Source organism: Agromyces bauzanensis (genome assembly GCF_014645655.1).
Classification (GTDB): domain Bacteria; phylum Actinomycetota; class Actinomycetes; order Actinomycetales; family Microbacteriaceae; genus Agromyces; species Agromyces bauzanensis.
Genome location: NZ_BMMD01000002.1, coordinates 155,351 through 180,185 on the forward strand (window position 1 = coordinate 155,351; position 24,835 = coordinate 180,185).

The 24,835-nt window shown below is 72.0% G+C and carries 23 protein-coding genes; 10 read left to right on the forward strand and 13 right to left on the reverse strand.

From position 1 onward, the window contains the following. The first annotated feature begins 41 nt into the window (after positions 1–41). Positions 42–518, forward strand: coding sequence for a thioredoxin-dependent thiol peroxidase (bcp, locus tag IEX31_RS03005; protein WP_188741956.1), 477 nt, complete (start codon positions 42–44; stop codon positions 516–518). A gap of 82 nt (positions 519–600) precedes the next feature. Here the strand turns inward: bcp and IEX31_RS03010 are convergent, their stop codons facing one another. Further along, the gene (locus tag IEX31_RS03010; protein WP_188741957.1) at positions 601–1,065 is read right to left on the reverse strand and encodes a hypothetical protein; all 465 of its coding nucleotides are present in this window, start codon (positions 1,063–1,065) and stop codon (positions 601–603) included. 200 nt (positions 1,066–1,265) lie between these two features. On the opposite strand from IEX31_RS03010, the gene IEX31_RS03015 reads away from it, so the two are divergent. Next, entirely contained in the window at positions 1,266–1,514 is a 249-nt protein-coding gene (locus tag IEX31_RS03015; RefSeq protein ID WP_055859573.1) for a WhiB family transcriptional regulator, read from the forward strand. Between the two features lie 39 nt (positions 1,515–1,553). Here IEX31_RS03015 and IEX31_RS03020 read toward each other — a convergent pair whose 3' ends face one another. From IEX31_RS03020 to IEX31_RS03030, 3 genes are all read right to left on the reverse strand, one after another. After that, positions 1,554–3,047 (reverse strand): sensor histidine kinase, encoded by a 1,494-nt coding sequence (locus IEX31_RS03020; RefSeq protein WP_188741958.1) that lies wholly within the window; start codon positions 3,045–3,047, stop codon positions 1,554–1,556. An 82-nt stretch (positions 3,048–3,129) separates the two neighbouring features. Then, entirely contained in the window at positions 3,130–4,386 is a 1,257-nt protein-coding gene (locus IEX31_RS03025) for a CpaE/TadZ family protein (protein WP_188741959.1), read from the reverse strand. After that, positions 4,386–5,015: a hypothetical protein gene (locus IEX31_RS03030; RefSeq protein ID WP_188741960.1), complete on the reverse strand. Its 630-nt coding sequence runs from the start codon at positions 5,013–5,015 to the stop codon at positions 4,386–4,388. Before IEX31_RS03030 ends, IEX31_RS03025 begins: the two co-directional genes overlap by 1 nt. A gap of 120 nt (positions 5,016–5,135) precedes the next feature. On the opposite strand from IEX31_RS03030, the gene IEX31_RS03035 reads away from it, so the two are divergent. Next, a complete protein-coding gene (locus tag IEX31_RS03035; RefSeq protein WP_188741961.1) occupies positions 5,136–5,429 on the forward strand; it encodes a helix-turn-helix domain-containing protein in 294 nt (97 codons plus the stop codon). Positions 5,430–5,461: 32 nt separating this feature from the next. Here the strand turns inward: IEX31_RS03035 and IEX31_RS03040 are convergent, their stop codons facing one another. Beyond that, complete coding sequence (locus tag IEX31_RS03040; RefSeq protein WP_188741962.1) at positions 5,462–6,061, reverse strand: hypothetical protein; 600 nt, start codon at positions 6,059–6,061, stop codon at positions 5,462–5,464. Between the two features lie 224 nt (positions 6,062–6,285). On the opposite strand from IEX31_RS03040, the gene IEX31_RS03045 reads away from it, so the two are divergent. Then, on the forward strand, positions 6,286–6,684 hold the full coding sequence (locus tag IEX31_RS03045) for an Rv3235 family protein (protein WP_188741963.1): 399 nt from the start codon (positions 6,286–6,288) through the stop codon (positions 6,682–6,684). A gap of 31 nt (positions 6,685–6,715) precedes the next feature. Here the strand turns inward: IEX31_RS03045 and secA are convergent, their stop codons facing one another. The 6 genes from secA to mtrA all read right to left on the reverse strand — a co-directional run bounded on the left by secA (position 6,716) and on the right by mtrA (position 15,347). After that, positions 6,716–9,505 (reverse strand): preprotein translocase subunit SecA, encoded by a 2,790-nt coding sequence (gene secA / locus IEX31_RS03050; protein WP_188741964.1) that lies wholly within the window; start codon positions 9,503–9,505, stop codon positions 6,716–6,718. Positions 9,506–9,708: 203 nt separating this feature from the next. Beyond that, entirely contained in the window at positions 9,709–10,413 is a 705-nt protein-coding gene (hpf, locus tag IEX31_RS03055; RefSeq protein ID WP_188741965.1) for a ribosome hibernation-promoting factor, HPF/YfiA family, read from the reverse strand. Between the two features lie 91 nt (positions 10,414–10,504). Then, a complete protein-coding gene (locus IEX31_RS03060; protein ID WP_188741966.1) occupies positions 10,505–11,206 on the reverse strand; it encodes a ComF family protein in 702 nt (233 codons plus the stop codon). Positions 11,207–11,301: 95 nt separating this feature from the next. After that, on the reverse strand, positions 11,302–12,975 hold the full coding sequence (locus IEX31_RS03065) for an LpqB family beta-propeller domain-containing protein (protein WP_188741967.1): 1,674 nt from the start codon (positions 12,973–12,975) through the stop codon (positions 11,302–11,304). Beyond that, entirely contained in the window at positions 12,968–14,659 is a 1,692-nt protein-coding gene (mtrB, locus tag IEX31_RS03070) for an MtrAB system histidine kinase MtrB (protein ID WP_188741968.1), read from the reverse strand. Before mtrB ends, IEX31_RS03065 begins: the two co-directional genes overlap by 8 nt. Before the next feature lie 7 nt (positions 14,660–14,666). Further along, complete coding sequence (gene mtrA / locus IEX31_RS03075) at positions 14,667–15,347, reverse strand: MtrAB system response regulator MtrA (protein ID WP_188741969.1); 681 nt, start codon at positions 15,345–15,347, stop codon at positions 14,667–14,669. A 452-nt stretch (positions 15,348–15,799) separates the two neighbouring features. Here mtrA and IEX31_RS03080 point away from each other — a divergent pair, with 452 nt between their 5' ends. The 5 genes from IEX31_RS03080 to IEX31_RS03100 are packed head-to-tail and all read left to right on the forward strand — an operon-like array spanning position 15,800 to position 21,224. Beyond that, on the forward strand, positions 15,800–16,996 hold the full coding sequence (locus IEX31_RS03080; RefSeq protein WP_188741970.1) for a hypothetical protein: 1,197 nt from the start codon (positions 15,800–15,802) through the stop codon (positions 16,994–16,996). Beyond that, positions 16,987–17,670: a DUF4129 domain-containing protein gene (locus IEX31_RS03085; RefSeq protein WP_188741971.1), complete on the forward strand. Its 684-nt coding sequence runs from the start codon at positions 16,987–16,989 to the stop codon at positions 17,668–17,670. The genes IEX31_RS03080 and IEX31_RS03085 overlap by 10 nt, the downstream gene beginning before the upstream one ends. After that, complete coding sequence (locus IEX31_RS03090; RefSeq protein WP_188741972.1) at positions 17,667–18,914, forward strand: DUF4350 domain-containing protein; 1,248 nt, start codon at positions 17,667–17,669, stop codon at positions 18,912–18,914. Before IEX31_RS03085 ends, IEX31_RS03090 begins: the two co-directional genes overlap by 4 nt. Next, on the forward strand, positions 18,911–19,885 hold the full coding sequence (locus tag IEX31_RS03095; RefSeq protein WP_188741973.1) for an AAA family ATPase: 975 nt from the start codon (positions 18,911–18,913) through the stop codon (positions 19,883–19,885). The genes IEX31_RS03090 and IEX31_RS03095 overlap by 4 nt, the downstream gene beginning before the upstream one ends. A gap of 1 nt (position 19,886) precedes the next feature. Continuing rightward, on the forward strand, positions 19,887–21,224 hold the full coding sequence (locus tag IEX31_RS03100; protein WP_188741974.1) for a DUF58 domain-containing protein: 1,338 nt from the start codon (positions 19,887–19,889) through the stop codon (positions 21,222–21,224). 200 nt (positions 21,225–21,424) lie between these two features. Here IEX31_RS03100 and IEX31_RS03105 read toward each other — a convergent pair whose 3' ends face one another. Continuing rightward, positions 21,425–22,420, reverse strand: coding sequence for a stage II sporulation protein M (locus IEX31_RS03105; protein ID WP_188741975.1), 996 nt, complete (start codon positions 22,418–22,420; stop codon positions 21,425–21,427). Between the two features lie 17 nt (positions 22,421–22,437). Here IEX31_RS03105 and IEX31_RS03110 point away from each other — a divergent pair, with 17 nt between their 5' ends. Next, a complete protein-coding gene (locus IEX31_RS03110) occupies positions 22,438–23,280 on the forward strand; it encodes an RDD family protein (protein WP_188741976.1) in 843 nt (280 codons plus the stop codon). An 18-nt stretch (positions 23,281–23,298) separates the two neighbouring features. On the opposite strand, the gene ahcY is transcribed toward IEX31_RS03110, so the two are convergent. Further along, positions 23,299–24,777 carry an adenosylhomocysteinase gene (ahcY, locus tag IEX31_RS03115; protein WP_188741977.1) on the reverse strand — a complete coding sequence of 493 codons (1,479 nt, stop codon included), beginning with the start codon at positions 24,775–24,777 and terminating at the stop codon, positions 23,299–23,301. Positions 24,778–24,835: the final 58 nt, after the last annotated feature.

The following is a 24,835-nucleotide window of genomic DNA, read 5'->3' on the forward strand; positions in this document are numbered from 1 at the left end:
TCGTGCACTGGGCACCCAGCCGCCCTGCCTAGCATGGACTGATGACCGACACACGACTCGCCCCCGGCGACCTCGCACCCGACTTCACCCTCGACGACCAGGACGGCCGGCCCACCACGCTCTCATCGCTTCGCGGCTCGCGCGTGGTGCTGTACTTCTATCCCGAGGCGATGACGCCCGGCTGCACCACCGAGGCGTGCGACTTCCGTGACAACCTCAACTCGTTCGCGGGCGCGGGAGTGCACGTCATCGGCATCTCCAAGGACGACGTCGCGAAGCTCAAGCGGTTCGCCGAGCGCGACCGGCTGAACTTCACGCTCCTCGCCGACAAGGACCTCGTCGTGCAACGGGCCTACGGCGTCTGGGGCGAGAAGTCGCTCTACGGCAGGATCGTCGTCGGCGCGATCCGGTCGACCTTCGTCATCGGCGCGGACGGACGCATCGAGAAGGCCTGGTACAACGTCAAGGCCACCGGCCACGTCGCCCGCGTTCGAGGGGAACTCGGCCTCGACGGCTGACAGGCGGCGGCCGACGGTCCGCCTTGGGCGGCGGCGACGGCGGTCGGCTTCGGCGGCGGCGGTCGGCCTTCGGCGACGCGCGTCAGGCCCCGTCGGGCGCGGACGACTCGTCCCCGGGTCGCGTGTAGGCGAGCCGCACGGGCGCCCAGAGCAGGAGCCCGATGACGGTGACCGCCGGCACGAGCAGCACCCATCCCACGTCCGGACGGGCGAAGAGCCCTTGGAACGCCCCGACCGCGATCGACACCTGCAGCACCTGCCACACGATGGCTGCGGCGCGCGACCACGGCGCCCGTCGCAGCGAGGCGACCGCCGTCACGCTCACCCAGAGGGCGCCGATGACGACGAGCACCAGGAGCGCGATGGCCGTGGTGTACGACGAGGGCTCCAGCGCCAGCAGGTCGACCACGAGCCACACCACCACCGCGACGAGGGCCGCCGCCTCGAGCAGCAGCAGGGCGCTCACGACGATGAGCGCGGCCCTCACACCGCCGGAATCGGATGCCGCGGAGGGCATGGGTCCGTCATCGGAGGCGCGGCGATTCACAGGCTAATCCCATTCACGACTATTGATTCGAACTCTCCGCTATGCGACCATTTATGAGGCCGAGTTGATGCTCACAGGGACGTGAGCCGATCAGTCATGATCCTACTTCCCGAGATTCGGCTTCCCCCCTGCAGCACATGCCGGATTCGGCGGCGCAACCGTGCGCGTCTGCACCGAAGTACACCGCGAGGAGCATCTCCATGGATTGGCGCGACAAAGCCGCCTGCCTCACCGCTGACCCGGAACTCTTCTTCCCCGTCGGCAACACTGGTCCCGCCGTCGACCAGATCGAGAAGGCGAAGGCTGTCTGCGCCCGATGCACCGTCACGGAGATCTGCCTCCAGTACGCCCTCGAGACCGGTCAGGACTCGGGCGTGTGGGGCGGCCTCAGCGAAGACGAGCGCCGCGCCCTGAAGCGCCGCGCCGCCCGCGCCCGCCGGGCCGGCTGAGCCACCGGTTCAGAGCGTCTCGCCGGCGGCATCCGTCGCCTACGCGGGCGTGATCCAGCGCAGCGGCACGTCGATGGTCACCTCGGTGCCGTGACCGACGATCGTGTGCCAGTCGATCGTTCCGCCGAGCTCGCCCTGGACGAGCGTGCGCACGATCTGGGTGCCCAGCCCCTCGCCGACCTTGCCCTCGGGCAGACCCGACCCGCTGTCGCGCACCTGTACGGTGAGGGCCGTCGCCGACCGGTCGGCGGTGATCTCGACGTCGCCCTCCTGACCGGCGAGGCCGTGCTCGACCGCGTTGGTCACCAGTTCGGTGAGCGCGAGGGCGAGGGGTGTGGCGTACGAGCTCGGCAGTACGCCGAACGAGCCCGAGCGCTTGGGATGTGCCGTGGTGTTGTGCGCCGACGCGACCTCGGCGACCAGCAGCAGCGCCCGGTCGAAGACCTCGTCGAAGTCGACGTTCTGGGTGAGTCCCTCCGACAGGGTGTCGTGCACCACCGCGATCGCGCCGACGCGGCGCATGGCCTGCGTGAGGGCATCGCGGGCCTCGTCGGAGTGCGTGCGCCGCGCCTGGATGCGCAGCAGCGACGCGACGGTCTGGAGGTTGTTCTTCACGCGATGGTGGATCTCGCGGATCGTCGCGTCCTTGGTGATGAGCTCCTGCTCCTGATGGCGAAGCTCGGTGACGTCGCGGCTCAGCACGATGGCGCCGATCCGCTCGCCACGATGGCGGATGGGCATCGCGCGAAGCGACACCGTGACGCCGCGGGACTCGACGTCGGTGCGCCACGGCGCTCGCCCCGTGACTACGAGCGGCAGCGTCTCGTCGACGACGAGCTTGCCGCTCAGGAGCCTCGTACTGACCTCCGCGAGGGACTCGCCCTCGAGCTCATCGTCGAAGCCCATGCGGTTGAACGCCGAGAGCGCGTTCGGGCTGGCGAAGGTGGTGATGCCGTCGACGTCGAGCCGGATGAGCCCGTCCGACGCGCGCGGCGCGCCGCGTCGCGGTCCGGAGGGCGCGCCGAGGTCGGGGAAGTCTCCCGACGCGATCATCTGGAACAGCTCCTCGGCGCACTCGTTGAACGTCAGTTCCTGCCGGCTCGGCGTCCGCGTGGCACCGAGGTTGGTGTGGCGCGTGATGACGGCCACCGGATCGGGAGCGAGCTCGGTGCCGGTCGTCGAGAGCCGGCGCATGACGGGCACGGCGCGCACGCGCGTGGGCATCTCCTCGTACCAGTCGGGCGCCGACGAATCGACGATCCTGCTGGTGGCGAACGCGCGCGTCACGAGGTCGCGCCATTGCGACTTGATCTGCTGGCCGACGAAGTCGCGGTAGAACAGGGTCGCGGCGCTCGACGGCCGCGAGTGGGCGACGGCCACGAAGTCGTCATCGCCCGAGGGCACCCACAGCACGATGTCGGCGAAGGCGAGGTCGGCCAGCAACTGCAGGTCGCCGACGAGCATGTGCAGCCAGTCGACGTCGGCCTGGCTGCTGCGGCCCTGGGCGAGGACGAGATCACTGAGGGTCGACACAGGTCAAGCGTAGTGCGCGGGCTTCGCGGCTCGGCCAGCCGCCGGGTGAGCAGCGCGGGGCGGACGCCGGACGCCGCCGCGCTCAGCCCGCGGCCCGGTCGGCGGCGCGGCGCAGGGGCGCCAGGCGGAACACCGGCCGCCTCGCCGGCTCGGGAACGGGGAGCAGCCGTTCGAGCGCGTACTCGCGGAGCGCCGCGCGCAACGGACTGCGCGGGGCGGCGTCGCGGAGCGTGCGTGCCGTGAGGATGGCCGCGTCGGTCGCCCGCCCGTCGTGCGGCAGCATGGCGACGTCGGCGATGCCGGAGAACCGCCTGAGCGTCTGGCGCACCTGGGCGTGCGCGTCGATGCCGAGGGCGCTCGTGCGGACGCGGTTGGCCATGACGTCGATGCGCTCGGGCTCCACGAGGTCGACGAGCTCGCCGTACCCGCGAAGGAGCCGCGAGAGTCCGACCGGATCGGCGAGGCCCACGGCGATGACCCGGTCGGCGGACGACACTGCGGCGAACGTCGCGGCATTGCGGCGCGGCGCGAACTGGTCGCTCGTGAGCTCCTCGTCGCGCTCGAGGCTGAAACCCGTGTCGATCACCACGTACTCGACCCAGCCGCGGATGACCTCGAGGGTCGCCGTCACCCGCTCGGCCGACAGCTCGGGCCACCTGCTCGGGCCGACGAGACCGGTGAACACGTCGAACGAGGCGCGCGGCGCGGAGTAGCGCTGGGCGATCCGCTCGAGTTCGGCGCGGTCGAGCGCTCCACCTCCGGCGAGGCGGCACGCGGACGCGAACCCCGGCGCCTCGTCGAGGAGGCCGAGCAGGGGTGCGATCGTGCCGCCGTACGGATCGGCGTCGACGAGCGCGACGGCATGCCCCGCCGCCGCGAGCTCCGCCGCGAGGTTCACGGCGACCGTCGTGCGGCCGGGCGCGCCGGCAGGTCCCCAGACGGCGATCACCGATGCGGAGCGCGAGGCACGCGGCGGGGCGTCGCCGACACGCGAGGGCACGGGGAGGCCGCCGCGCACGAGCGGCTCGATCCGGCTCCAGCCTGTGGAACGGTCGAGCACCTCGTGCAGGCCGAGCTGCGTCGCGTGCGCGCGCTCGGCATCGCCGGCCGCGAGCGCCACGATCCGGATGCCGCGCTCGTCGCATCCGGAGAGCAGTTCGGCGCTCAGGGTGTCTCGGCCCGCGCCGACGAGGACGACCTCGGGCGCGAGCACGTCGAGGCTCTCGAGCACGTCACGCCAGCCCACGAGTCGGCCGACGATCGTATGCCCGTGCTCGACGACGTCGGCGAGGAGTCGGTCCTCCGTCGACGGGTCGAGCGCGATGGCGAGCCGCGCCATCAGTCGGCGCTCGCGCGAGCGGGGACGAGATCGACCACGTCGCCCGCGGCGAGCGCCTCGAGCAGCGCGGCGACCCTCTCCCGCGGAATGAGGAGCTCGACCGACCTCGAGCCCGAGTCGACCACGCCCTCGGACTCCTGGAGGGCCGCGATCACGGCCCCCGCGACGAGGACGGCGGGGGGTTCGTAGGTGTCTCGGTCGGCGCGGCGCGCCGCCCACACGTCAACCGTGGCGCCGGGCCCCAGGCTGCTCGGCAGGGCGCCCCGGCTCGGAACCACCACGGTCGCGAGACCAGCGCGGTCGACCGTGTCGACGGCGGACCCGGGGACGAGCTCGCCCGCCTCGACGGTGCGAACGACGATGAGGCCGCCCTCGGGCAGGTCGCCCGGTGCGAGGTAGTGCGTCGCGGTGGCCCCGAGGCGCACCGTTGCGATGTCGAGATCGTCGGCGTCGACGCGGGCTCCGGGCGTGAGCGCGCCGCGCGCCGCGTACACCTCGGCGGAATCGTCGAGCCCGGTGACCAGTGCCCACACGCCCGTCGTGGACGCAGCGATCAGTACGATGCCGATGAGGAGTCGGGGGTCGAGTCGAACGGCGCCCCGCTCCGTGCGTTCCGGTCGACTCGACATCCTGCTCCTTCCAGGCCGGCGCCGGGTGCGCCGGGCTCAATCGTGACGCCAAACCGGGCGGATGTCTCGAAGTTATCCACACCCGCGGCCGCCTCTTCGTCCCGGGTCGATAATCGACACATGACCCCATACGGCTCTGGCGACGAGATCGGCCGGTTCCTCACCGTCGCCGACGCGGCGGAGGTGCTCGCCGTCGACGTCCAGACCGTCGACGACCTGATCCGCTCGGGCGAACTGCCCGCGATCCGCGTGGGGAGCTCCGGCCCGTGGCGTGTCGAGCGAGCCCAGCTCGAGGTGTGGATCGAGGAGCAGTACGAGCAGACCCGTCGGCACGCCCTCTGGAACCAGGGCGAGTTCGCGAACATCCTCGAGCTCTCAGGGGCCCGGTCGGGGCGGCTCCGCACCGTCGACTGACCGCGCGATCCTCACCCGAACCCGCGCGATCCTCACCCGAATTCGACGACCAGCAAGCGGTCGATCGGGATGATGCGGTAGCCCCGCACCTCGCGCTCCCGGCGCGGCACGCCGGAATCATGGAGCGCGAGGTCGACGTGGTCCCTGGCCACGCGGTCGAGCGTGCCGTGTACGCGGCCGTCGTCCGTCGTGACGTGCACGGGCGCACGGCGTCGGCACAGGTCGCGGAGCACGAACGTCAGCCCGATGCGCTCCGCGAGCCTCGAGGACGGCTCGGTGGCCGGCTCGAGGCTCGTCTCGAGCTGCATCGCGGTGGGAATCACCGCGGTGACGGCTGCGAGCGGGACGATGCACTGCCGCTGATCGTGGGCCGCTCCGCGGAGGGTGGCGCTCACCCAGTCACGCCCGAACGAGCGCGGCCTGAGCTCGAGCGCCCGTCCGCCCCTGAGTTCGACGCGCACCGTCGCCGCGGGCTCATCGGCCGCCGCCCTGGCCATCGCGGCGAGGCGATCCCGGAGCGTCAGGCGACCGAGCCGGAGGCGCTCCTCCTCGAGCGCGAGCGCACGCTCCTCGTCGCGCTGCTCCTGGTCGAGCTGCGACTCGAGATCGTCGAACAGCAGGTCCCAGCGCATGCGGGCACGCTACTCCCCGGCCCCGTCGCCGTCCGGCGTTCTCCACAGCCGGTGAAATTCCTTGACACCATTCCCACCCCTGAATACGGTTCACTCAGGGATTGCCCGAACGACCCCCGATCGGGGGTGATTCCGTCATCGGCCGAACGGCCGTCGCCCACCCTCATGGAGCACAGATGACCGCCCGCCCTGCCGTTGCACGCACCGTGGTACGAGGTTCCACCGTGCGGTTCCTCGACGACGAAGACGACTACTTCGGCCGACAGCCCGCCCGCCGCAGCGAGCTCCCCGATCCCGAGCCCCTCCTGCGCAATATCACGCACTGCGTGATCGAGGTGCTGGCGGGCGCACGCGATCTCGACCAACTGGCGCGCTGGGTCACCGACGACGTGTACCGCAACCTCTCCAAGCGCGTCGTCCTCGCCGCGCGTGCTCGGCGAGTGAAGGGGCAGGCTCCGCGCCGTCCCGCGTTCGCGATCGGCAACATCCTGACCTGCGAGCCGGCCGACGGCGTCGTCGAGGCTGTCGTGATGGTGCACCAGCGGCCGCGGTCGCGCGCGGTTGCGATCCGACTCGAGGGCTTCGACCAGCGCTGGCGCGCGAGCGCCATCAGCGTGCTCTGAGCCGGACCCCGCCCGTTCGCCCCGCTCGTCGTCAGCGCCCCTTGCGCTCCTGGGCGCGACGCTCGGCACGGTTCTGCGGCGCCGGCTCCACCGCCCCGCCCGTGCGCTGGCCGAACGCTCCGCGCGACGGCTCGGGCTGAGGTGCCTGCGCCTGCGCGACCGCTCGGCGCGCACGCTGGGTCGCCGCCTGCTGCACCTGGCCGCGCTGGTTGCGCACCTCCACGCCGCCCGAGTCGCTCGGCGCCGAGTAGCTCAGCTGCCCGTCGGCCGCGCCCTGGCGCCCGAGGCCCTTCGCCTCGATAGTGGCGCCGGCACCCGCCTGCGGGGCGACCTCGACCTCGAGGTTGAAGAGGAAGCCGATGGTCTCCTCCCGGATGGAACCCATCATCTGCTGGAACATCGCGTAGCCCTCGCGCTGGTACTCCACGAGCGGGTCGCGCTGCGCCATGGCGCGCAGGCCGATGCCGTCCTTCAGGTAGTCCATCTCGTAGAGGTGGTCGCGCCAGCGGCGGTCGATGACCGAGAGCACGACGCGTCGCTCGAGCTCGCGCATCGCGGTGCCGCCGAGCTGCTGCTCGCGGCGCTGGTAGGCCAGCCTCGCGTCGGAGAGGATCTCGCGACGGATGAAGTCGCGGTTCAGCCTGCCCTTCTCACCGGCCTCGGCCACGACCTCGTCGATCGTGATGCCGATCGGGTAGAGCGTCCTCAGCTCGGTCCACAGTGCGTCGAAGTCCCACTCGTCGGGGTTGCCCTCGGCGGTGTGCGCGTCAAGCACCTCGTCGATCACGTTCTCGAGGAACGTCTGGGTGCGCTCGTGCAGGTCGTCGCCCTGCAGGATGTGCCGTCGGTCGCTGTAGATGGCCTCGCGCTGGCGATTGAGGACATCGTCGTACTTCAGCACGTTCTTGCGGATCTCGGCGTTGCGCGCCTCGACCTGCGACTGCGCCGAGCGGATGGCCCGGGTGACGACCTTCGACTCGATGGCGACGTCGTCGGGGACCCCGCGCGACATGATGCTCTCGGCGGCGCCCGCGTTGAACAGGCGCATGAGGTCGTCGGACAGCGAGAGGTAGAAGCGGCTCTCACCTGGGTCGCCCTGACGTCCCGAGCGACCGCGCAGCTGGTTGTCGATGCGACGGGACTCGTGCCGCTCGGTGCCGAGCACGTACAGCCCGCCCGCGGCGAGGACCTTCTCGGCCTCGACCGCGATCTCCGCCTTGACCTGCTCGAACACCGCGTCCCAGGCCGCCTCGTACTCATCCGGCGTGTCGACGGGACTCAGCCCGCGCTCGTGCATCCGCTGCACTGCGATGAACTCGGCGTTGCCGCCCAGCATGATGTCGGTGCCTCGACCGGCCATGTTCGTCGCGACCGTGACGGCGCCGTGACGTCCGGCCTGCGCGACGATCGCCGCCTCGCGCGCGTGGTTCTTCGCGTTCAGCACCTCGTGCCGGATGCCCTTCTTGGCGAGCAGGCGCGAGAGGTACTCGCTCTTCTCGACGCTGGTCGTGCCGACGAGCACCGGCTGGCCCTTGCGGTGGCGCTCGACGATGTCATCGACGACCTGGGCGAACTTCGACTCCTCGTTCTTGTAGACGAGGTCGGGCTGATCCATGCGGATCATCGGCTTGTTGGTGGGGATCACGACTACCCCGAGCTTGTAGGTGGACATGAACTCGGCCGCCTCGGTCTCCGCGGTACCCGTCATGCCCGAGAGCCTGTCGTAGAGGCGGAAGTAGTTCTGCAGCGTGACGGTCGCGAGGGTCTGGTTCTCCGCCTTGACCTGCACGCCCTCCTTGGCCTCGATCGCCTGGTGGATCCCCTCGTTGTACCGTCGGCCCACGAGGATGCGGCCGGTGTGCTCGTCGACGATGAGCACCTCGCCGTTCATGACGACGTAGTCCTTGTCGCGCTTGAAGAGCGCCTTGGCCTTGATCGAGTTGTTGAGGAACGAGATGAGCGGCGTGTTCGCGGACTCGTAGAGGTTCTCGATGCCCAGATAGTCTTCGACCTTCTCGATGCCGGGCTCGAGCACGCCGACGGTGCGCTTCTTCTCGTCGACCTCGTAGTCCTCGCCGGGCACGAGTCGCTTGGCCAGGCTCGCGAACTCCGTGAACCATCGGTTCGCCTCGCCGGAGGCGGGGCCCGAGATGATGAGCGGCGTGCGGGCCTCGTCGATGAGGATCGAGTCGACCTCGTCGACGATGGCGAAGCTGTGCCCGCGCTGCACCATGTCGGCGGACTGCCAGGCCATGTTGTCGCGCAGGTAGTCGAAGCCGAACTCGTTGTTGGTCCCGTAGGTGATGTCGGCGGCATACTGCTCGCGGCGCTGCGCGGGCGTCTGACCGGCCAGGATGCATCCCGTGGTCATGCCCAGGGCGCGGAAGACGCGGCCCATGAGCTCGGACTGGTAGCTCGCGAGGAAGTCGTTCACCGTGACGATGTGCACGCCGCGGCTCGTGAGTGCGTTGAGGTACGCGGCGGTCGTCGCCACGAGCGTCTTGCCCTCACCGGTCTTCATCTCGGCGATGTTGCCGAGGTGCAGCGCCGCGCCGCCCATGAGCTGCACGTCGAAGTGCCGCAGGCCCAGCGTGCGACGGCTCGCCTCGCGGACGGCGGCGAACGCCTCGGGCAGCAGGTCGTCGAGCGATTCGCCGCTCGCGTAGCGCTCGCGCAGCTCCACGGTCTCGTGCTTCAGCTCCTCGTCGCTGAGGGCCTGGAAATCGTCTTCGAGCGCGTTGACCGCCGTCGCGTAGTTCTCCAGCCGCTTGAGGGTTCGGCCCTCGCCGACGCGGAGGACCCTTTCCAGAATCGAAGCCACGAATGTTCTCCTGTAGTCGTCGGGCGCCGGGTTCCTCGGTGGAACGCCCGGGCACACCCGGTACCGCCGTGCAGACGGTCATCATAGCCATGCTAGCGGCCAGCAAGCTGGGCGGAGGCGGCGAGGAGCTGCGCGGAACCGGCATGGCGCTGGGCGCGGACGCCGGTCCGCGCCCAGCGCGAGGATGGCGGGATGCCGCGGCGTCAGGCCGTGGCGCGGTCGAGTCGGGGCTCCGACGGGTCCGACTCCGCGTCGGCCTGCTCGTCGAGCCCGATGAGCCCGTAGTCCCAGCCCTTGCGCCGGTACACGACGCTCGGCCGGCCGGTCTCGGAGTCGACGAAGAGGTAGAAGTCGTGCCCGACGAGTTCCATGTAGTAGAGCGCGTCGTCGACGGTCATGGGGCTGGCGGCGAAGACCTTGCGGCGGATCACCACGGGCGAGTAGGCCTCCTCCTCCTGTTCGGCTTGGGGCTGCTCCTCGATGACCGGGATGCTGCCCGTGCGCACCTGCTCGATCACCTCGGGGGCCGCGGCTTGGACGCCGACGTCGCTGAACCCGAGGTCGGTCGCCTCGCGCAGCGAGGTGGGGCGGCGCTGGCCGCGGTGGACCTTGCGGCGGTCCTTCGCGCGGCGGATGCGTTCGAGGAGTCGCCCGAGGGCGACGTCGAACGCGGCGTACTTGTCGGTGCCGTCGGCCTCGGCCCGCACCACGGGGCCCTTGCCGACGAGGGTGAGCTCGACGCGGTCGAGGCCGTTGTTGTTCCCGTTCTTCTCGTTGTGACGGGTGAGCTTCACGTCGAGGGAGATGGCTCGTTCGGCGAGATTGGTGATCTTCTCCGACTTCTCGGCTGCGTAGGCGCGGAATCGGTCGGTGACTCCCAGGTTTCGTCCGACGATGTTCAGTTCCATGACGACCTCCATCTACCGGCGTGTCACCCGGGTCTGGAAGGGTGGACCGACCACGCCTGTCATGCCACCGTAGCCTCCTCGGGTGGCGTTGTCACGGAGTGTCTCCCGTGAGGCCGCCGTGTCCGGACGAGCGCCGCAACGGGGTCTCGGCGAGCACCGCGACGGCCGCGACGGAGCCCTCGGCGACCGACAGCGCACGACGGGCCTCGACGAGCGTCGATCCCGTGGTGAGGACGTCGTCGACGAGCAGGAACCGTCTTCCGTCGAGCGGTCGCCGGGCCTCGAGGGCCCCGTCGGCGTTCGCCCGCCGGGCCGCCGCACCGAGTCCGGCCTGGTCCTCGTGCGCACGCGTGAGACGGAGCACGTGCGACGGGCGGATGCCGCGGCGCGCGAGCAGCAGGTCGACCGGCGCGTAGCCGCGGGCTCGCATGGCCGCCACGGTCGATGGCACCGTGCAGACCTCGATCGTGCCGTGCGGCTCGCCGTGCAGCGCCGCGGCGATCGCGCCGACGAGCGCCCAGGAGAGCGGCCCCGCGGCATCCGTTCGCCCTCCGTCCTTGTACGCACCGATCGCGCTCGCAACCGCCCCCTCGTATCGCACGGCCGCCCAGGCGCCGATGCCCGGGCGCTCGGCGACGTACGGTGGCGCGCCGACCAGCAGCACCCGGCAGCGTCCGCAGACCGCCCGATCGACGGCGCCGCATCCGACGCAGGCCACCGGCAGGAGCACGCCGATCGCATCCAGCACCGCACGTTGCACGGCACGGGCCGACCTGCCCTCGGGTTGCGTCATGCGTCGATCCTCGCCCGCCCCGGTTCCGGTCGAGGCCGCGACCATTGGAGTGTGCGCAGGTGCGCGTGCCGGCTCGCCGTGCAGGACGGGTCGGCTCAGTCCGGCAGCTGTGCCGCGACGAAGCGGATGCCGCTCGCGCGCACCTGCCAGCCGACGCCGCTGCGCACGTCGAGATCGCCGCCTGCGGTGAGGACGCGCGGGTCGTCGTTGCCGCCGTCGATTGCCACAGCCGACGCCGGCCCCTCGATGCGTCGCGCGAAGCCGCCGAGTTCCTGGGACACGATGCGCGTCGTGCCGTCGGGCAGCTGCGTGAGCGAGGCGACCGTGCTCTCGTCGAGCCAGGCGACGTCGAGCGGCGTGCCGTCGACGTCGTCGAGTCGAAGCGCCACGGGGCTGAGCGCCACCGGCTTCCCGTCCGCATCGCGCTCGATCGACGCGGCCATGAAGTGCGTGCGCATCCCGTCGCCGAGGAGTGCGACGATTCGCGTCGAGTCGCGCGACACCGCGATCGCGGCGATCGTCGTCCCGGTCCAGGGCACGTCCACCTGCGCGGAGGTCCCGTCGGACGCGTACCACGCGAGCTCGTCGGGCGCGTCGGCGGGGACCGACCACACGACGCCCTCACCGTCGATGGCGGGCGTCACCAGGTTCGCGCGCGGATCGAGGGTCACCGGCTCCTCGCTCGCGCGCAGGAGCGACACCCCCGCCGGGGTGCGGACGGCAACCGACTCCCCGGCCGGTCCGAGCGCCGCGTCGCTCGGCGCGATCGCAACGACCTGCTCGGAGAGGTCCGCGATCGGCTCGATGCCCTCCCCCGAGGCTGCGAGGTGCCCGAACGTCTCGCCGTCGAACACGACGCTCCGGGGATCGACGCGCGGGTTCTGCACCGGGGTCGGATCCGACAGGTCGGGCACGTCGGACTCGGCGCCGTTCAGGGCCAGCGAGACCTCCTCGATGCTCCGCACGCCGATGAGGCTCGCATCGAGCTGCGCCTGGATGCGCTGCGCCGTGCGCAGGTCGCCGAGTCCGGCGCCCGCGAGCGAGACGCTCGCGACCTCGCCCGTGACGGTCACGGCCGATGGCGAGAGCTGCACACCCTCGGGGAACGACGAAACGACGCCCGAGGCGAGCCAGCCCGCCGGGCCGGCGATGAGCGACCGCACGATGCTCGTCTGCGCGGACTCGCGCCCCGCGTACCAGCGCACGTCGGGCACCAGGTAGCGGAACCCCGGGTCGAAGAAGTACAGCGTGTACGGGCGGAACACGCCGGTGAAGCTCACCTGGTCGATGACGATGCCGGCCGGCGCGCTCGAGATGCGCCACTCGCCGTCGACCTGCTCGAAGCGGTACTCGAACGGGATGGGCGCACGCGACTCGGGCTCCTCGTACTGGCCGTTGTCGCGCAGCTCCGCGGCGGGCGTCGCGTCGAGGCGCAGCGTGGTCTCGTCGACGGGCTCGATCTCGCGCTCGCTGAGCACGTCGATCGTGGCGCCCTCGTCCGCCTCCCACTCGTCGGCGAACGCCTCCGTGAGGAACTCCCGCGCGATCGCGTAGTTGTTGCGCGGACTCTGCGCCGCGCTGATGAACCCCTCGAGGATGTCCTCCTGCGTGGCGCCGTCGGCGGGCGGCTGCACGAGGATGTCGAACTCGACCGGGTCGGCCGGGGCGGGGTCGCCACGCTGCACGCTGCCCGAGTCCGGGATCGACGCGCAGCCGGTGAGCGCCACGCAGACGAGGGCGAAGGATGCCGCGAGCCGGTGACTACGCATCGTGCACCTCCGGCTCCGGCTCGAGCCCGATCTCGGGCTCGACCTCCAACGCACCGAGCGACTCCGTCGGCGGCGGCCCCTCCGCGCCGGCGTCCTCGGGCTCGAGCGGAAGTGGCGAGACGAGCGTCGCGGCATCCGCCGACCTCGGGAGGGTCAGCCGGAACACCGTGCCCTGGCCGGGCCGTGACCACACGTCGAGGGAGCCGCCGTGCGCGACGGCGTCCTCGAGCGAGATGGCGAGGCCGAGTCCCGTGCCGCCGATCGTGCGGGTACGGCTCGGGTCGGCGCGCCAGAACCGGTCGAACACGCGCGCGATCTCGTCCTCGGTCATGCCCAGGCCGTAGTCGCGCACCGACAGCGCGATGGCGGTCTTGTTGCTGTCGACGGCGACGACGATGGGGCGGCCCTCGCCGTGCTCGATGGCATTGCCGAGGACGTTCCGCACGATGCGCCGGATGCGACGCGGGTCGACCTCCGCATCGAGGTGTCCGCCCTGGGCGACCAGCCGGAGTTCGCTACCCCGGTCGCGCGCGAGCTCGTACATCGACTCGATCGCATCGCCCGCGAGGTGCACCAGGTTGGTCGGCTCCGTCGCGAGCGTCACCGATCCCGCGTCGTACCGGCTGATCTCGAGGAGGTCGCCGAGGAGCCGCTCGAACCGATCGGTCTGCGTGTGCAGGAGTTCCACCGTGCGAGCGGTCGGCCCCGGGAAGTCCTCGCGCTGCCCGTAGAGCACATCACCGGCCAGGCGGATCGTCGTGAGCGGCGTGCGGAGCTCGTGCGAGACGTCGGACACGAAGCGCTGCTGCACGACCGAGAGCTCGGCCAGCTCGCGGATGCGCGCCTGCAGGCTGTCGGCCATGCCGTTGAAGGATGCCGCGAGGGTCGCCAGCTCGTCCTCACCGCGTTCGGGCATCCGCACGCCGAGGTCGCCGGCGGCGAGGCGCCGGCTCGTCGCCGCGGCCGTGCGGATCGGCTCGATCACCCAGCGCACGACGACGAGCGTGATGGCGCTGAGCAGCGCGAGGAGCGCGGCCGCCCCGACGATGCCGGTGAACTGCATGAAGGCGAGCGTCTGCTCCGCCTCGGCGAGTTCGTAGCCGAGGTAGAGCTCGTAACGGCCCGCGGCCGGCACGTCGATCGTGCTGCCCACGACGATCCCTGGCACCGTGTCGCCGTCGCCGTCGGGCAGAGCGACCGACTGCCAGTATTGCCCGTCGGGCTCGTCCTGCACCTGCTCGCGCAACTCGTCGGTGATGACGCCGCCGCCGAGCCTGGGACTCCGCGCGCCGGGCGGTGCGTTCGAGTTGGGCGTGGCGTCGGGGTGACGGAAGATCGCGAAGTCGGAGCTCCCCGAAACGCTCGAGATCGTCTCGATCACGGAGTTCATGAGCAGCTGCAGCGACCCGCGGTCGGAGGCGTCCGAGGACGCGACGAGGGTCTGCGCGGCGGCGGTGGCGTTGTTCGACGCCGCGAGCACGCGCTCCCGTTGGTCCTGGAAGAGGTTGGATGCGATGCTGAGGGACATGTAGAGGCCGATCACGAGGATCGCGAGGCCTGAGAGCCCCAGCGTGATGAGGACCGTGCGGAACTGCAGCGACCGATTCCAGAGCGCTGCGAGACGACGCGGAACGTCGCGCCACGAACCGGCGGCGAAGAGGGAGGGGTCGTCGGCCGCAGCCATTCGCTGCCTACGTCGTCGCGCCGGCCCGGTAGCCGACGCCGCGCACGGTCATGACGATGCGCGGATTGTCGGGGTCGTGCTCGACCTTCGCGCGGAGTCGCTGCACGTGCACGTTCACGAGCCGTGTGTCGGCCTTGTAGTGGTAGCCCCACACCTGCTCGAGCAGCATCTCGCGGGTGAACACCTGCTGCGGCTTCGACGCGAGGGTCAGGAGCAGGTCGAACTCGAGGGGCGTGAGGTTGATGCGCTCGTCGTCGCGGCGCACCTCGTGCCCGGCGGCGTCGATCGTGAGGTCGCCGATCGCGAAGGTCTCGACGACCGGGTCGGGGGCGGGCCGCAGCCGGGTGCGGATGCGGGCCACGAGCTCCTTGGGGTTGAACGGCTTGACCATGTAGTCGTCCGCACCGGACTCGAGGCCCTTCACGACGTCGGCGGTGTCGCTCTTGGCTGTGAGCATGATGATCGGCGTGCCCGACTCGGCACGGATTCGTCCGCACACCTCGATGCCGTCCATGCCCGGAAGCATGAGGTCGAGGAGGACGAGGTCGGGCTTCGTGTCGCGGAACGCGGCGAGGGCGCCGGTGCCGTCGGCGCAGAACGCCGGATCGAAGCCCTCGGTGCGCAGCACGATGCCGATCATCTCCGCCAGGGCGGTGTCGTCGTCGACGACGAGTACGCGAGAAGTCATCCGTTCATTCCGGTCAGGGCCGCGGGTCACGGCCGAAATCAGTATGCCAAGCGTAGTCGCTCACGCTCTGAGGTCAGTTGGCACGCGGCGGAACCGTGATCGGGGTCGACCTGGCAGGCTCGGACGTGAACGTCGACCTGGCGACGGGCGATGGCCGCACGACCCTCGTGAACGAGGTCACCCGGCTGAGCGGCGGCACGGTCGACGGCGTGGTCGCCAACGCCGGCCTCGCGACCCCGACGGCGACGACCGTCTCGGTCGACTTCTACGGGACGGTTCCCGCCCGACGAGGCGCTGCTCGCCGAACTGCTCGAGGGGACGGAGCATCGAGCCGTGGTGAGCGGCGACCTCCTCTGAGATGACGCGCCCGGCATCGGGGCGGTGCAGGCTCCAGCACGGGCGAACCGAATGTGAAAGCATTGGGAACACCCCGCCGGAAGGAGCGCAGACAGGTGTCCGATCACGAGTGGCAGGCGCCCGGCGGTTCCCCTCAGACGCCTCGACCGGATGCCCCGTCCGCGCCGGGCGGCGCCGTCGACCCGGGCGTGTACGGCCCACCGCCACCCCACGGCGCCTGGACGCCGCCACCGAAGCCGGGCCTGCTGCCGTTGCGTCCCCTCGGGTTCGGCACGCTGCTCTGGGCGCCGTTCCGCACGCTCCGACGCAACCCCGCACCGACGTTCGGCAGCGGACTCGTCGTGCAGCTGGTCTCGGCCGTGGCGACCGCCGCGGTCGTCGTCCCCTTCCTCACCGTCGCCATCACGCGACTCGAGGGTGCGACCGAGGCCGACGCCGACGCCATCCTGTCGGGCACCGTCGGCGGCTTCCTCCTGCTCATGCTCGTGCCGATCGCGATCTCCATCGTGGTGAGCGCGTTCCTGCAGGGCGTCATGGTCGTCGAGGTCGCGAGCGGCACGCTCGGCGACCGGCTGGGATTCGGCGCCCTCTGGCGCCGGGCCGCCCGGCGGATCTGGCCGCTCATCGGCTGGACGCTGTTCGTCGGAGCAGCGCTCCTCGTCGCCCTCACGCTCCTCGTCCTCATCGTGATCCTGGCGGCCTCGATCTCGCCCATCGGGCTCGCGGTCGGCATCACGGTCGCGGTGCTGCTCGGGCTGGGCCTGGTCGTGCTCGGCGCCTGGATCGGCGTGAAGCTCTCGCTGGTGCCCAGTGTCATCGTGCTGGAGCAGGCCGGCATCCGCACGGCCATGGCGCGCTCGTGGCGCCTCACCGACGGCTTCTACTGGCGCACCTTCGGCACGCTCTTCCTCGTCGCCGTCATCCTGAACCTCGCGGCGAACGTCGTGGTGCAGCCCGTCTCCCTCGTCGGCACGCTCCTGGCGGTCATCGTCGACCCCACGGGCACCGGGTCGGCGCTCACCATCACGATCGTGACGACGGTCGTCACGCTCATCCTGTCGCTCCTCATCGGCGCGATCACGGCGGTCGTGCAGGCCGCGCTCATCGCGGTCATCTACATCGACCTGCGCATGCGCAAGGAGGGGCTCGACCTCGAGCTCGAGCGGCACGTCGAGGCGCGCGGTGCGGGCCTGCCCGTGGCCGACCCGTACGGTCCGCCCGCCGCACACGTGCCGTCTGGCGCGGGCACGCCCTCCCCCTTCGGAAGCGAGCGCCCCGCGACGTGGTCCTGATCCCGCACGGCGAGATCCCGGTCGATCCCGACGCGCCCGAGGCGCGACGGTGGCTCGAGGACGAGCTCTCGAAACCCGAGTACCAGAGCGCGCAGCCGAATGCCTTCGACCTCGCGATGCAGGCCATCCGCGACTGGATCGCCATCCTGTTCGAGGGCGCGACCGGCATCCCAGGGCCGTTGCTCGCCCTGCTCGCGGTGACGATCGTCGCCGTCCTCGTCGTGGTGGGCCTCCTCGTCTTCGGCGTTCCGCGCCTGCGCCGCCGACGGCGCGCGGCGGCTCCGCTCTTCGACGACGCCGACCGTCGCGATCTCGAGACGCTCCGGCGTGCTGCGGCGGCAGCGGCCGCCGCGGGCGACTGGCCGCTCGCGATCGAGGAGCGGTTCCGCGCCCTCGCACGCGGCCTCGTCGAGCGCGACCTGATCCGCGTGCATCCGGGCACGACGGCGAGGGGCGTGGCGGATGCCGCGACCTCGCCGTTCCCCGGTCACGGGCCTGCGCTCCGCGCCGCCGCCGCCGACTTCGACGCCGTGCGGTACCTCGGGCGACCGGGCACGCGCGAGCGGTACCGGGCGCTCACCGACCTCGAGCGCGCGATCGCCGTCGCTGCCCCGGCCGGCACGACCGCGGTGGCGACCGCGGCCGACGCCGCCACCTCGGGGGCTCCCCGATGACCGTCACGGCGCCGTCGCCCGGGCCCTCGGCCGCTCCTGCGATCACGCCCACGCTGCGCGCGCAGGTGCGGCGACGCCGCGCGTGGATCGTGATCGCCGTGGTGCTCGTGCTGGGCGCGCTCGTGCTGCTCGTCGTGCAGGGCGGCATGCGGGCACCCGGTCCGGCCCTCGGGGCAGACAACCCGGCGCCGGCGGGGTCGAAGGCGCTCGTCGAGGTGCTCCGTGCCCAGGGGGTGACGGTGACCGAGGCCGCCACGATCGACGAGGCGCTCGCGGGCGCACGCGCGGGCTCGACCGTGTTCCTCTTCGACGAGCTCGGCATCCTCGGCGAGGAACGGCTCGACGAACTGTCCGCCGCGGCCGACCGGCTCGTGATCGCCCAGCCCGGCTTCGCCGCGCTCGAGCGACTGGCCCCCGGCGTGCGCCTCGCCGGCCTCGCGAGCGGCCCGATCGATGACGTCGCGTGCGACCTGCGCCCCGCGCGACGCGCGGACGCGCTCTCCGACGGGCAGCGCCTGCTCACCGTCGACGACGCGGCGGCGGCCTCTGGATGGACCGGATGCTTCCGCGACGGCGACCTCGGGTACGCGCTCGTCAGCGGCCCCGGTGCCTCTGGCGGCGAGGTCGCCCTCGTCGCCGCGACGACGGCCTTCACGAACGAGCACGTCGACGAGGCGGGCAACGCCGCCCTCGCGCTCGGGCTGCTCGGGGCATCCGACGAGCTCGTCTGGTACCTGCCCTCCCCCACCGACGCCGACGAGGCCGCGGCGCCGACCATCGCCGATCTCACGCCGGGCTGGGTGACCCCCGTCATGGTGCTCGCGATCGCCGTCGCGATCGTCGCGGGCGTGTGGCGCGGGCGCCGGTTCGGCCCGCTCGTGGTCGAGCAGCTGCCGGTGCAGGTGCCCGCGGGCGAGACGAGCGAGGGGCGCGCGCGCCTGTACGCGCGGAGCGCTGCGCGAACCCACGCCCTCGACCAGCTCCGCATCGGCGCCATCGAACGGATCGCGGCGCTCCTACGGCTGCCACGGCCGGCCGAGGTCGCCACGGTCGCCGAGGCGGCGGCATCCGCGACCGGTCGTGACGCGGCATCCGTCGCCCGCCTGCTCCTCTCCGACTCCCCCGCGCACGACCGCGAATTCGTCGACCTCGCCGCCGACCTCGACGCGCTCGAGCAGGACGTGCGACGGTCGATCCGCCCCGACCCCGACGACCCCACCCGCCCGACAGGAAGGCGACCATGACCGACGCGATCCCAGCCACCGACGACGAGCTGCGCGCCGCGCTGAATCGGGTGCGCGCCGAGGTCGGCAAGGCCGTCGTCGGCCAGGACGGCGCCGTGACGGGGCTGATCATCGCCCTCCTCACGCGTGGGCACGTGCTGCTCGAGGGCGTGCCGGGCGTGGCCAAGACGTTGCTCGTGCGAACCCTCAGCCGCACCCTTCGCCTCGACACCCGGCGCCTGCAGTTCACGCCCGACCTCATGCCGGGCGACGTCACCGGGTCGCTCGCCTATGACCCGCGCACGGGTGAGTTCGCGTTCCGCGAGGGGCCGGTGTTCACGAACATCCTGCTCGCCGACGAGATCAACCGCACACCGCCGAAGACGCAGTCGGCGCTGCTCGAGGCCATGCAGGAGCGCCAGGTCTCGGCCGACGGCGTGACGCGTCCGCTCCCCGACCCGTTCATGGTCGCCGCGACGCAGAACCCCATCGAGTACGAGGGCACGTACGCGCTCCCCGAGGCGCAGCTCGACCGGTTCCTCATGAAGCTCGTGCTCGACGTGCCCGAGCGCGACGCCGAGGTCGCCCTCGTGCGCCGGCACGCCGACGGCTTCGACCCGCACGACCTCGCCGCCGCGGGCGTCACCGCCGTGCTCGGGGCGGACGAGCTCGCGGCGGCGCGTGCGGCCGCGGCATCCGTTCGCGTCTCCGACGACGTGCTGGCCTACGTCGTCGACCTCGCCAGGGCGACGCGGCGGAGCCCGTCGATGCGGCTCGGCGTGAGCCCGCGCGCCACGACCGCGCTGCTGGCCGCGGCGAAGGCGTGGGCGTGGCTCACCGGCTACGACTCGCTCACCCCCGACCACGTGCAGGCGATGCTCCTGCCCGTGTGGCGGCACCGCGTGCAGCTGCGGCCCGAGGCCGAGCTCGAGGGCGTGGCCGTCGACGCCGTGCTCCGCTCGATCGTGCAGCAGGTGCAGGTGCCCCTCTGACATGGCGGTCACCGGTCGGTTCGTGCTCCTGGTCGCGCTCGGCGTCATCCCCGTCGTCGCCGCCGGCATCTCGGGCGCGGATGCCGCGTGGCTGGCGCTCGTGGGCTGGCTCGCGCTCGCCGTCGGCGCGGGCGCGCTCGACCTCTCGCTCGCGGCGTCGCCGCGGCGGGTGGCGCTGACCCGCGAGCTGCCCGACCGCGTGCGGCTCGGGGAGACTGTCACGGCCGAGCTCAGCGTGCAGAACCTCGGGCAGCGGATGCTCCGCGCCGTCGTCCGCGACGGCTGGGAACCGTCGGCCGGGGTCGCCGGCCCCAACCGCACGCCGCTGCGCATCCCACCGGGCGAGCGGCGGCGGACGACCCTGCGGCTCACCCCGTGGCGGCGCGGCGACCGGCGCACCGACCAGGTCACGATCCGGGCGGCCGGTCCGCTCGGGCTCTGGGCGCGGCAGGCGACCCTCGCCGCGCCGGGTCGGCTCCGCGTGCTGCCGCCGTTCCACTCCCGGGCCCATCTGCCGTCGCGTCTCACCCGGCTCCGCGAGATCGACGGGCGCACGCCGCTCCTCATCCGCGGGCAGGGCACCGAGTTCGACTCGATCCGCGAGTACGTGCGCGGCGACGACGTGCGCTCGATCGACTGGCGCGCGACCGCGCGGCACGCCGACCCCGAGGTGCCGGGCAGCATGAAGCTCATGGTGCGCACGTGGCGGCCCGAGCGCGACCGGCGCATCGTCATCGTCGCCGACACGTCGCGCACCGCCGCAGCGCGCATCGCCGACGAGCCGCGCCTCGACACCGCGTGGGAGGCCGCGCTGCTGCTCGCGGCGCTCGCGTCGCACGCGGGCGACCGCGTCGACTTCCTCGCGTGGGATCGGCGGCTCCGCGGACGCGTGCACGGCGCGAGCGGCGCGGAGCTGCTCGCCCGCATGGTCGACACGATGGCCGACGTCGACGCCGAGCTCATCGAGGCCGACTGGACCGCGGTGCCCGGCCAGGTGCGCCGCGTCACGAGCCGGCACGCGCTGGTGGTGCTGCTCACCGCGGCCGACTCGCCCGGCAGCGCTCGAGGCCTGCTCTCGGTGCTGCCGCAGCTCACCGCGCGTCACACCGTGATCGTCGCCTCCGTCGCCGACCCGGCGCTCGTCGCCGCCTCGCGCGCGCGTGGGTCGCTCGACGAGGCGTACGCGGCGGCCGCGGCCGAGCGCGCGCTGCTCGACGGCGAGCGGGTCGCCGCGGCGATCCGGCGCCTCGGCGCGATCACCGTGACGGCTCCGCCGCACGAGCTGCCGCCCGCCCTCGCCGATCGCTACCTCGACCTCAAGGCGTCGGGCCGGCTCTGACCGCGGCGGCGGCTCGCGGCATCCGCCCGCGACATCCCCTCACCCCACGTTTCCGTTCCCACTCCACGTTCCCCGTGGGATGGGCACCTCACGCGGGAACGGAAACACCCGGCGAGCACCGGATGCGCCGGGGTATCCGCCCGGGGTATCCGCCGGGGCATCCGCCCGCGACCTCCGCCCGCGACCTCCGCCCGCCCCCCTCAGCCGGCGGCGATGCGACTCGCGCCCGCGTCGAACTCGACGAGGTCGCCCGTCTCGCCGGCACGCACCGCGCGCCCCCCGACCCCGATCATGTAGGCGAGGAATCCGCCGAGCGCGACCGCGCCGATGCCGATCTTCACCGGCCACGGCCACGGCGCCGGGGTGACGAAGCCCTCGATGAGACCCGAGACGAAGAGGAAGAACACGAGCCCGATCGCAACCGTGAAGAGCGAGCGGGCGTCCCCGGCGAGCGCGACGCCGCGCGAGCGCGGGCCGGGCGCGACCCAGGCCCAGAAGATGCGGAGCCCCGCCGCCGCGGCCACGAACACGCACGTGAGCTCGAGCATGCCGTGCGGGGCGATGTAGAGGAAGAAGGTGTCGGCCTCGTCGAAGGCGAACATGACCGCCGCGGTCACGCCGAGGTTCTGCGCGTTCTGCAGGATCACGTACGGCACCCACACGCCGGTGATGCCGAACGCCACGCACTGCGCCGCGATCCACGCGTTGTTCGTCCAGACCGCGCCGGCGAACGAGGCGGCGGGGTTCTCGGAGTAGTAGGCCACGAACCCCTCCTCGGCGACCTGCTGCAGCTCGCGCTCGGTGCCGAGCGTCGCGAGCACGCGGGGGTCGCCCCCGATCCACCAGGCGTAGAGCGCCGCCACGATGAACGTCACGATCGCCACCGCGAGCGTGAGCCAGCGCAGCCGATACAGTGCCGCCGGCAGGCTCACGAGCACGAACCTCGTGAACTGGCGGAGCGGGTTCTCCGGTGTACCCGTGAATCGCAGCCGGGCCCGCGCGAGCGAGATCGAGAGCCGGTCGCCGAGCGCGGTCGAGCCGGCCGTCGTCTGCACGAGCGAGAGGTCGGATGCCGCGCCCTGATACCGCTCGATGAGCTCGTCGGCCCCGGGCCCGTCGAGCCGGCGCGACCGCGCGAGCGCGTCGAGCCGGTCCCAGTCGTCGTGGCGGGCGGTGGCGAGCGCGTCGAGGTCCATCTGCTTGAATACTACCCATGGCCGACGCGACGGGGACCCGGATCCGGGCCGCCCGAATCGACGGCGAAGGGGTCGTCACGGGCGAGGCGGTCACCCTCGACGTCCGGCCCGCGAGCGCGCTGATTCGTGCCGGCGGCGCGGCCATCGACGTACTCGTCACGGCGCTGCTGATCATCGGGCTGCTGCTCGCGCTGTCCGGGATGTCGGTCGACGAGGCCGCGGCGCGGGCGATCATCATCGCGGGCCTCGTGTTCGCCGTCGTCGTGCTGCCCACCGCGGTCGAGACCGCCACGCGCGGCCGGTCACCCGGAAAACTCGCCCTCGGCCTGCGGGTCGTGCGCGACGACGGCGGGGCGATCGGGTTCCGGCACGCGTTCATCCGCGCGCTCACCGGCGTCATCGAGATCTACCTGACGTTCGGCGGCCTCGCGGTGCTCGTCGGCTTCCTGAATCCGTCGTCCAAGCGCCTCGGCGACCTGCTCGCCGGCACCCACGCCCAGGTCGAGCGCGTGCCGAGCCTGCCGCAGACCGCGTTCGGCGTGCCGCCCGAGCTCGTCGGCTGGGCGGCCGTCGCCGACGTCGGGCGGCTGCCCGACCCCGTCGCCCGCCGTGTCGCCGCCTTCTTCGCCAAGTTGGAGCACCTGACGCCCGAGAGCCGTGCGCAGGTCGCCGCGTCGCTCGCGGCCGAGGTCGTCCCGCACGTGTCGCCACTGCCGGATGCCTCGCCCGAGCGCTTCCTCGCGGCCGTCGTGGCGCTCCGGCGCGACCGCGACCTCGCGGCCCTCGCCATCGAGGACGCGCGCATGGCCGCGCTGGCGCCGCAGCTCACGGCGAAGCCGTTGGGCTTCCCCGATCGCTGAGGCGCGACATCCGCGCCGTCAGTACCGGTAGTGGTCAACCTTGTACGGACCCTCGACGGGCACGCCGATGTACGCCGCCTGCTCGGGAGTGAGCACCGTGAGCTCCACGCCGAGCGCGTCGAGGTGCAGCCGGGCGACCTTCTCGTCGAGGTGCTTCGGCAGCACGTAGACGCCGACCGGGTAGGCATCGGGCCGGGTCCACAGCTCGATCTGCGCGAGCACCTGGTTCGTGAACGAGTTCGACATCACGAACGACGGATGCCCCGTGGCGTTGCCGAGGTTCATGAGCCGCCCCTCGCTGAGCACGAGCACGCTGCGACCGGTCGGCAGGCGCCACTCGTGCACCTGCGGCTTGATCTCGATGCGCTCGGCGCCCGGCAGCGACTCGAGCCCGGCCATGTCGATCTCGTTGTCGAAGTGGCCGACGTTCGCGACGACCGCGAGGTGCTTGAGGCCGAGCAGGTGCTCGAGGCGCACGACATCCTTGTTGCCGGTACCGGTGACGAGGATGTCGATCTCGCCGATCACCGACTCGAGGCGAGACACCTGGTAGCCGTCCATCGCCGCCTGCAGCGCGTTGATCGGATCGATCTCGGAGACGATGACGCGCGCTCCCTGGCCGCGGAGCGCCTCGGCGGCGCCCTTGCCCACGTCGCCGTAGCCCGCGACGAACACGACCTTGCCGCCGATGAGCACGTCGGTCGCCCGGTTCAGGCCGTCGGGCAGCGAATGGCGGATGCCGTACTTGTTGTCGAACTTCGACTTCGTCACCGAGTCGTTGACGTTGATGGCGGGGAAGAGCAGTTCGCCCTTCGCGTGCAGCTCGTACAGGCGGTGCACGCCCGTGGTGGTCTCCTCGGTGACGCCCTTCAGCTCGGCGGCGATGCGGGTCCAGCGATCGGGGCTGAGCTCGAGCGAGCGGCGGAGCGTGTCGAGCACGACCCGGAATTCGTGGCTCGTGGCATCCGTCGCCTCGGGCACCGAACCCGCGACCTCGAATTCGCGACCCTGGTGCACGAGCAGCGTGGCGTCGCCGCCGTCGTCGAGGATCATGTTGGGGCCGATCCAGTCGGCTCCGGATGCCGCGGCCTCCGCGCTCCAGTCGAAGATGCGGTCGGTGGCCCACCAGTACTCCTCGAGCGACTCGCCCTTCCAGGCGAACACGGGCACGCCCTTCGGGTCGTCGCGGGTGCCGTCGGGGCCGACGACGACGGCCGCGGCCGCCTCGTCTTGTGTCGAGAAGATGTTGCAGCTCGCCCAGCGCACCTGCGCGCCGAGGGTCACGAGCGTCTCGATGAGCACGGCGGTCTGCACGGTCATGTGCAGGCTGCCAGCGATGCGGGCTCCGGCGAGCGGCTTGGACTCGCCGAACTCGGCACGCAGGGCCATGAGGCCCGGCATCTCGTTCTCGGCGAGCCGGAGCTGGTGGCGGCCCGCCTCGGCGAGCGAGAGGTCGGCGACCTTGTACGGGAGGGCGGTGGTGACGGCGGTATCCATGCGGACCATTGTCGCAGGCCGCCGCCGTTCCCCCACCCCCCCGCCCAGAATTCAGGAA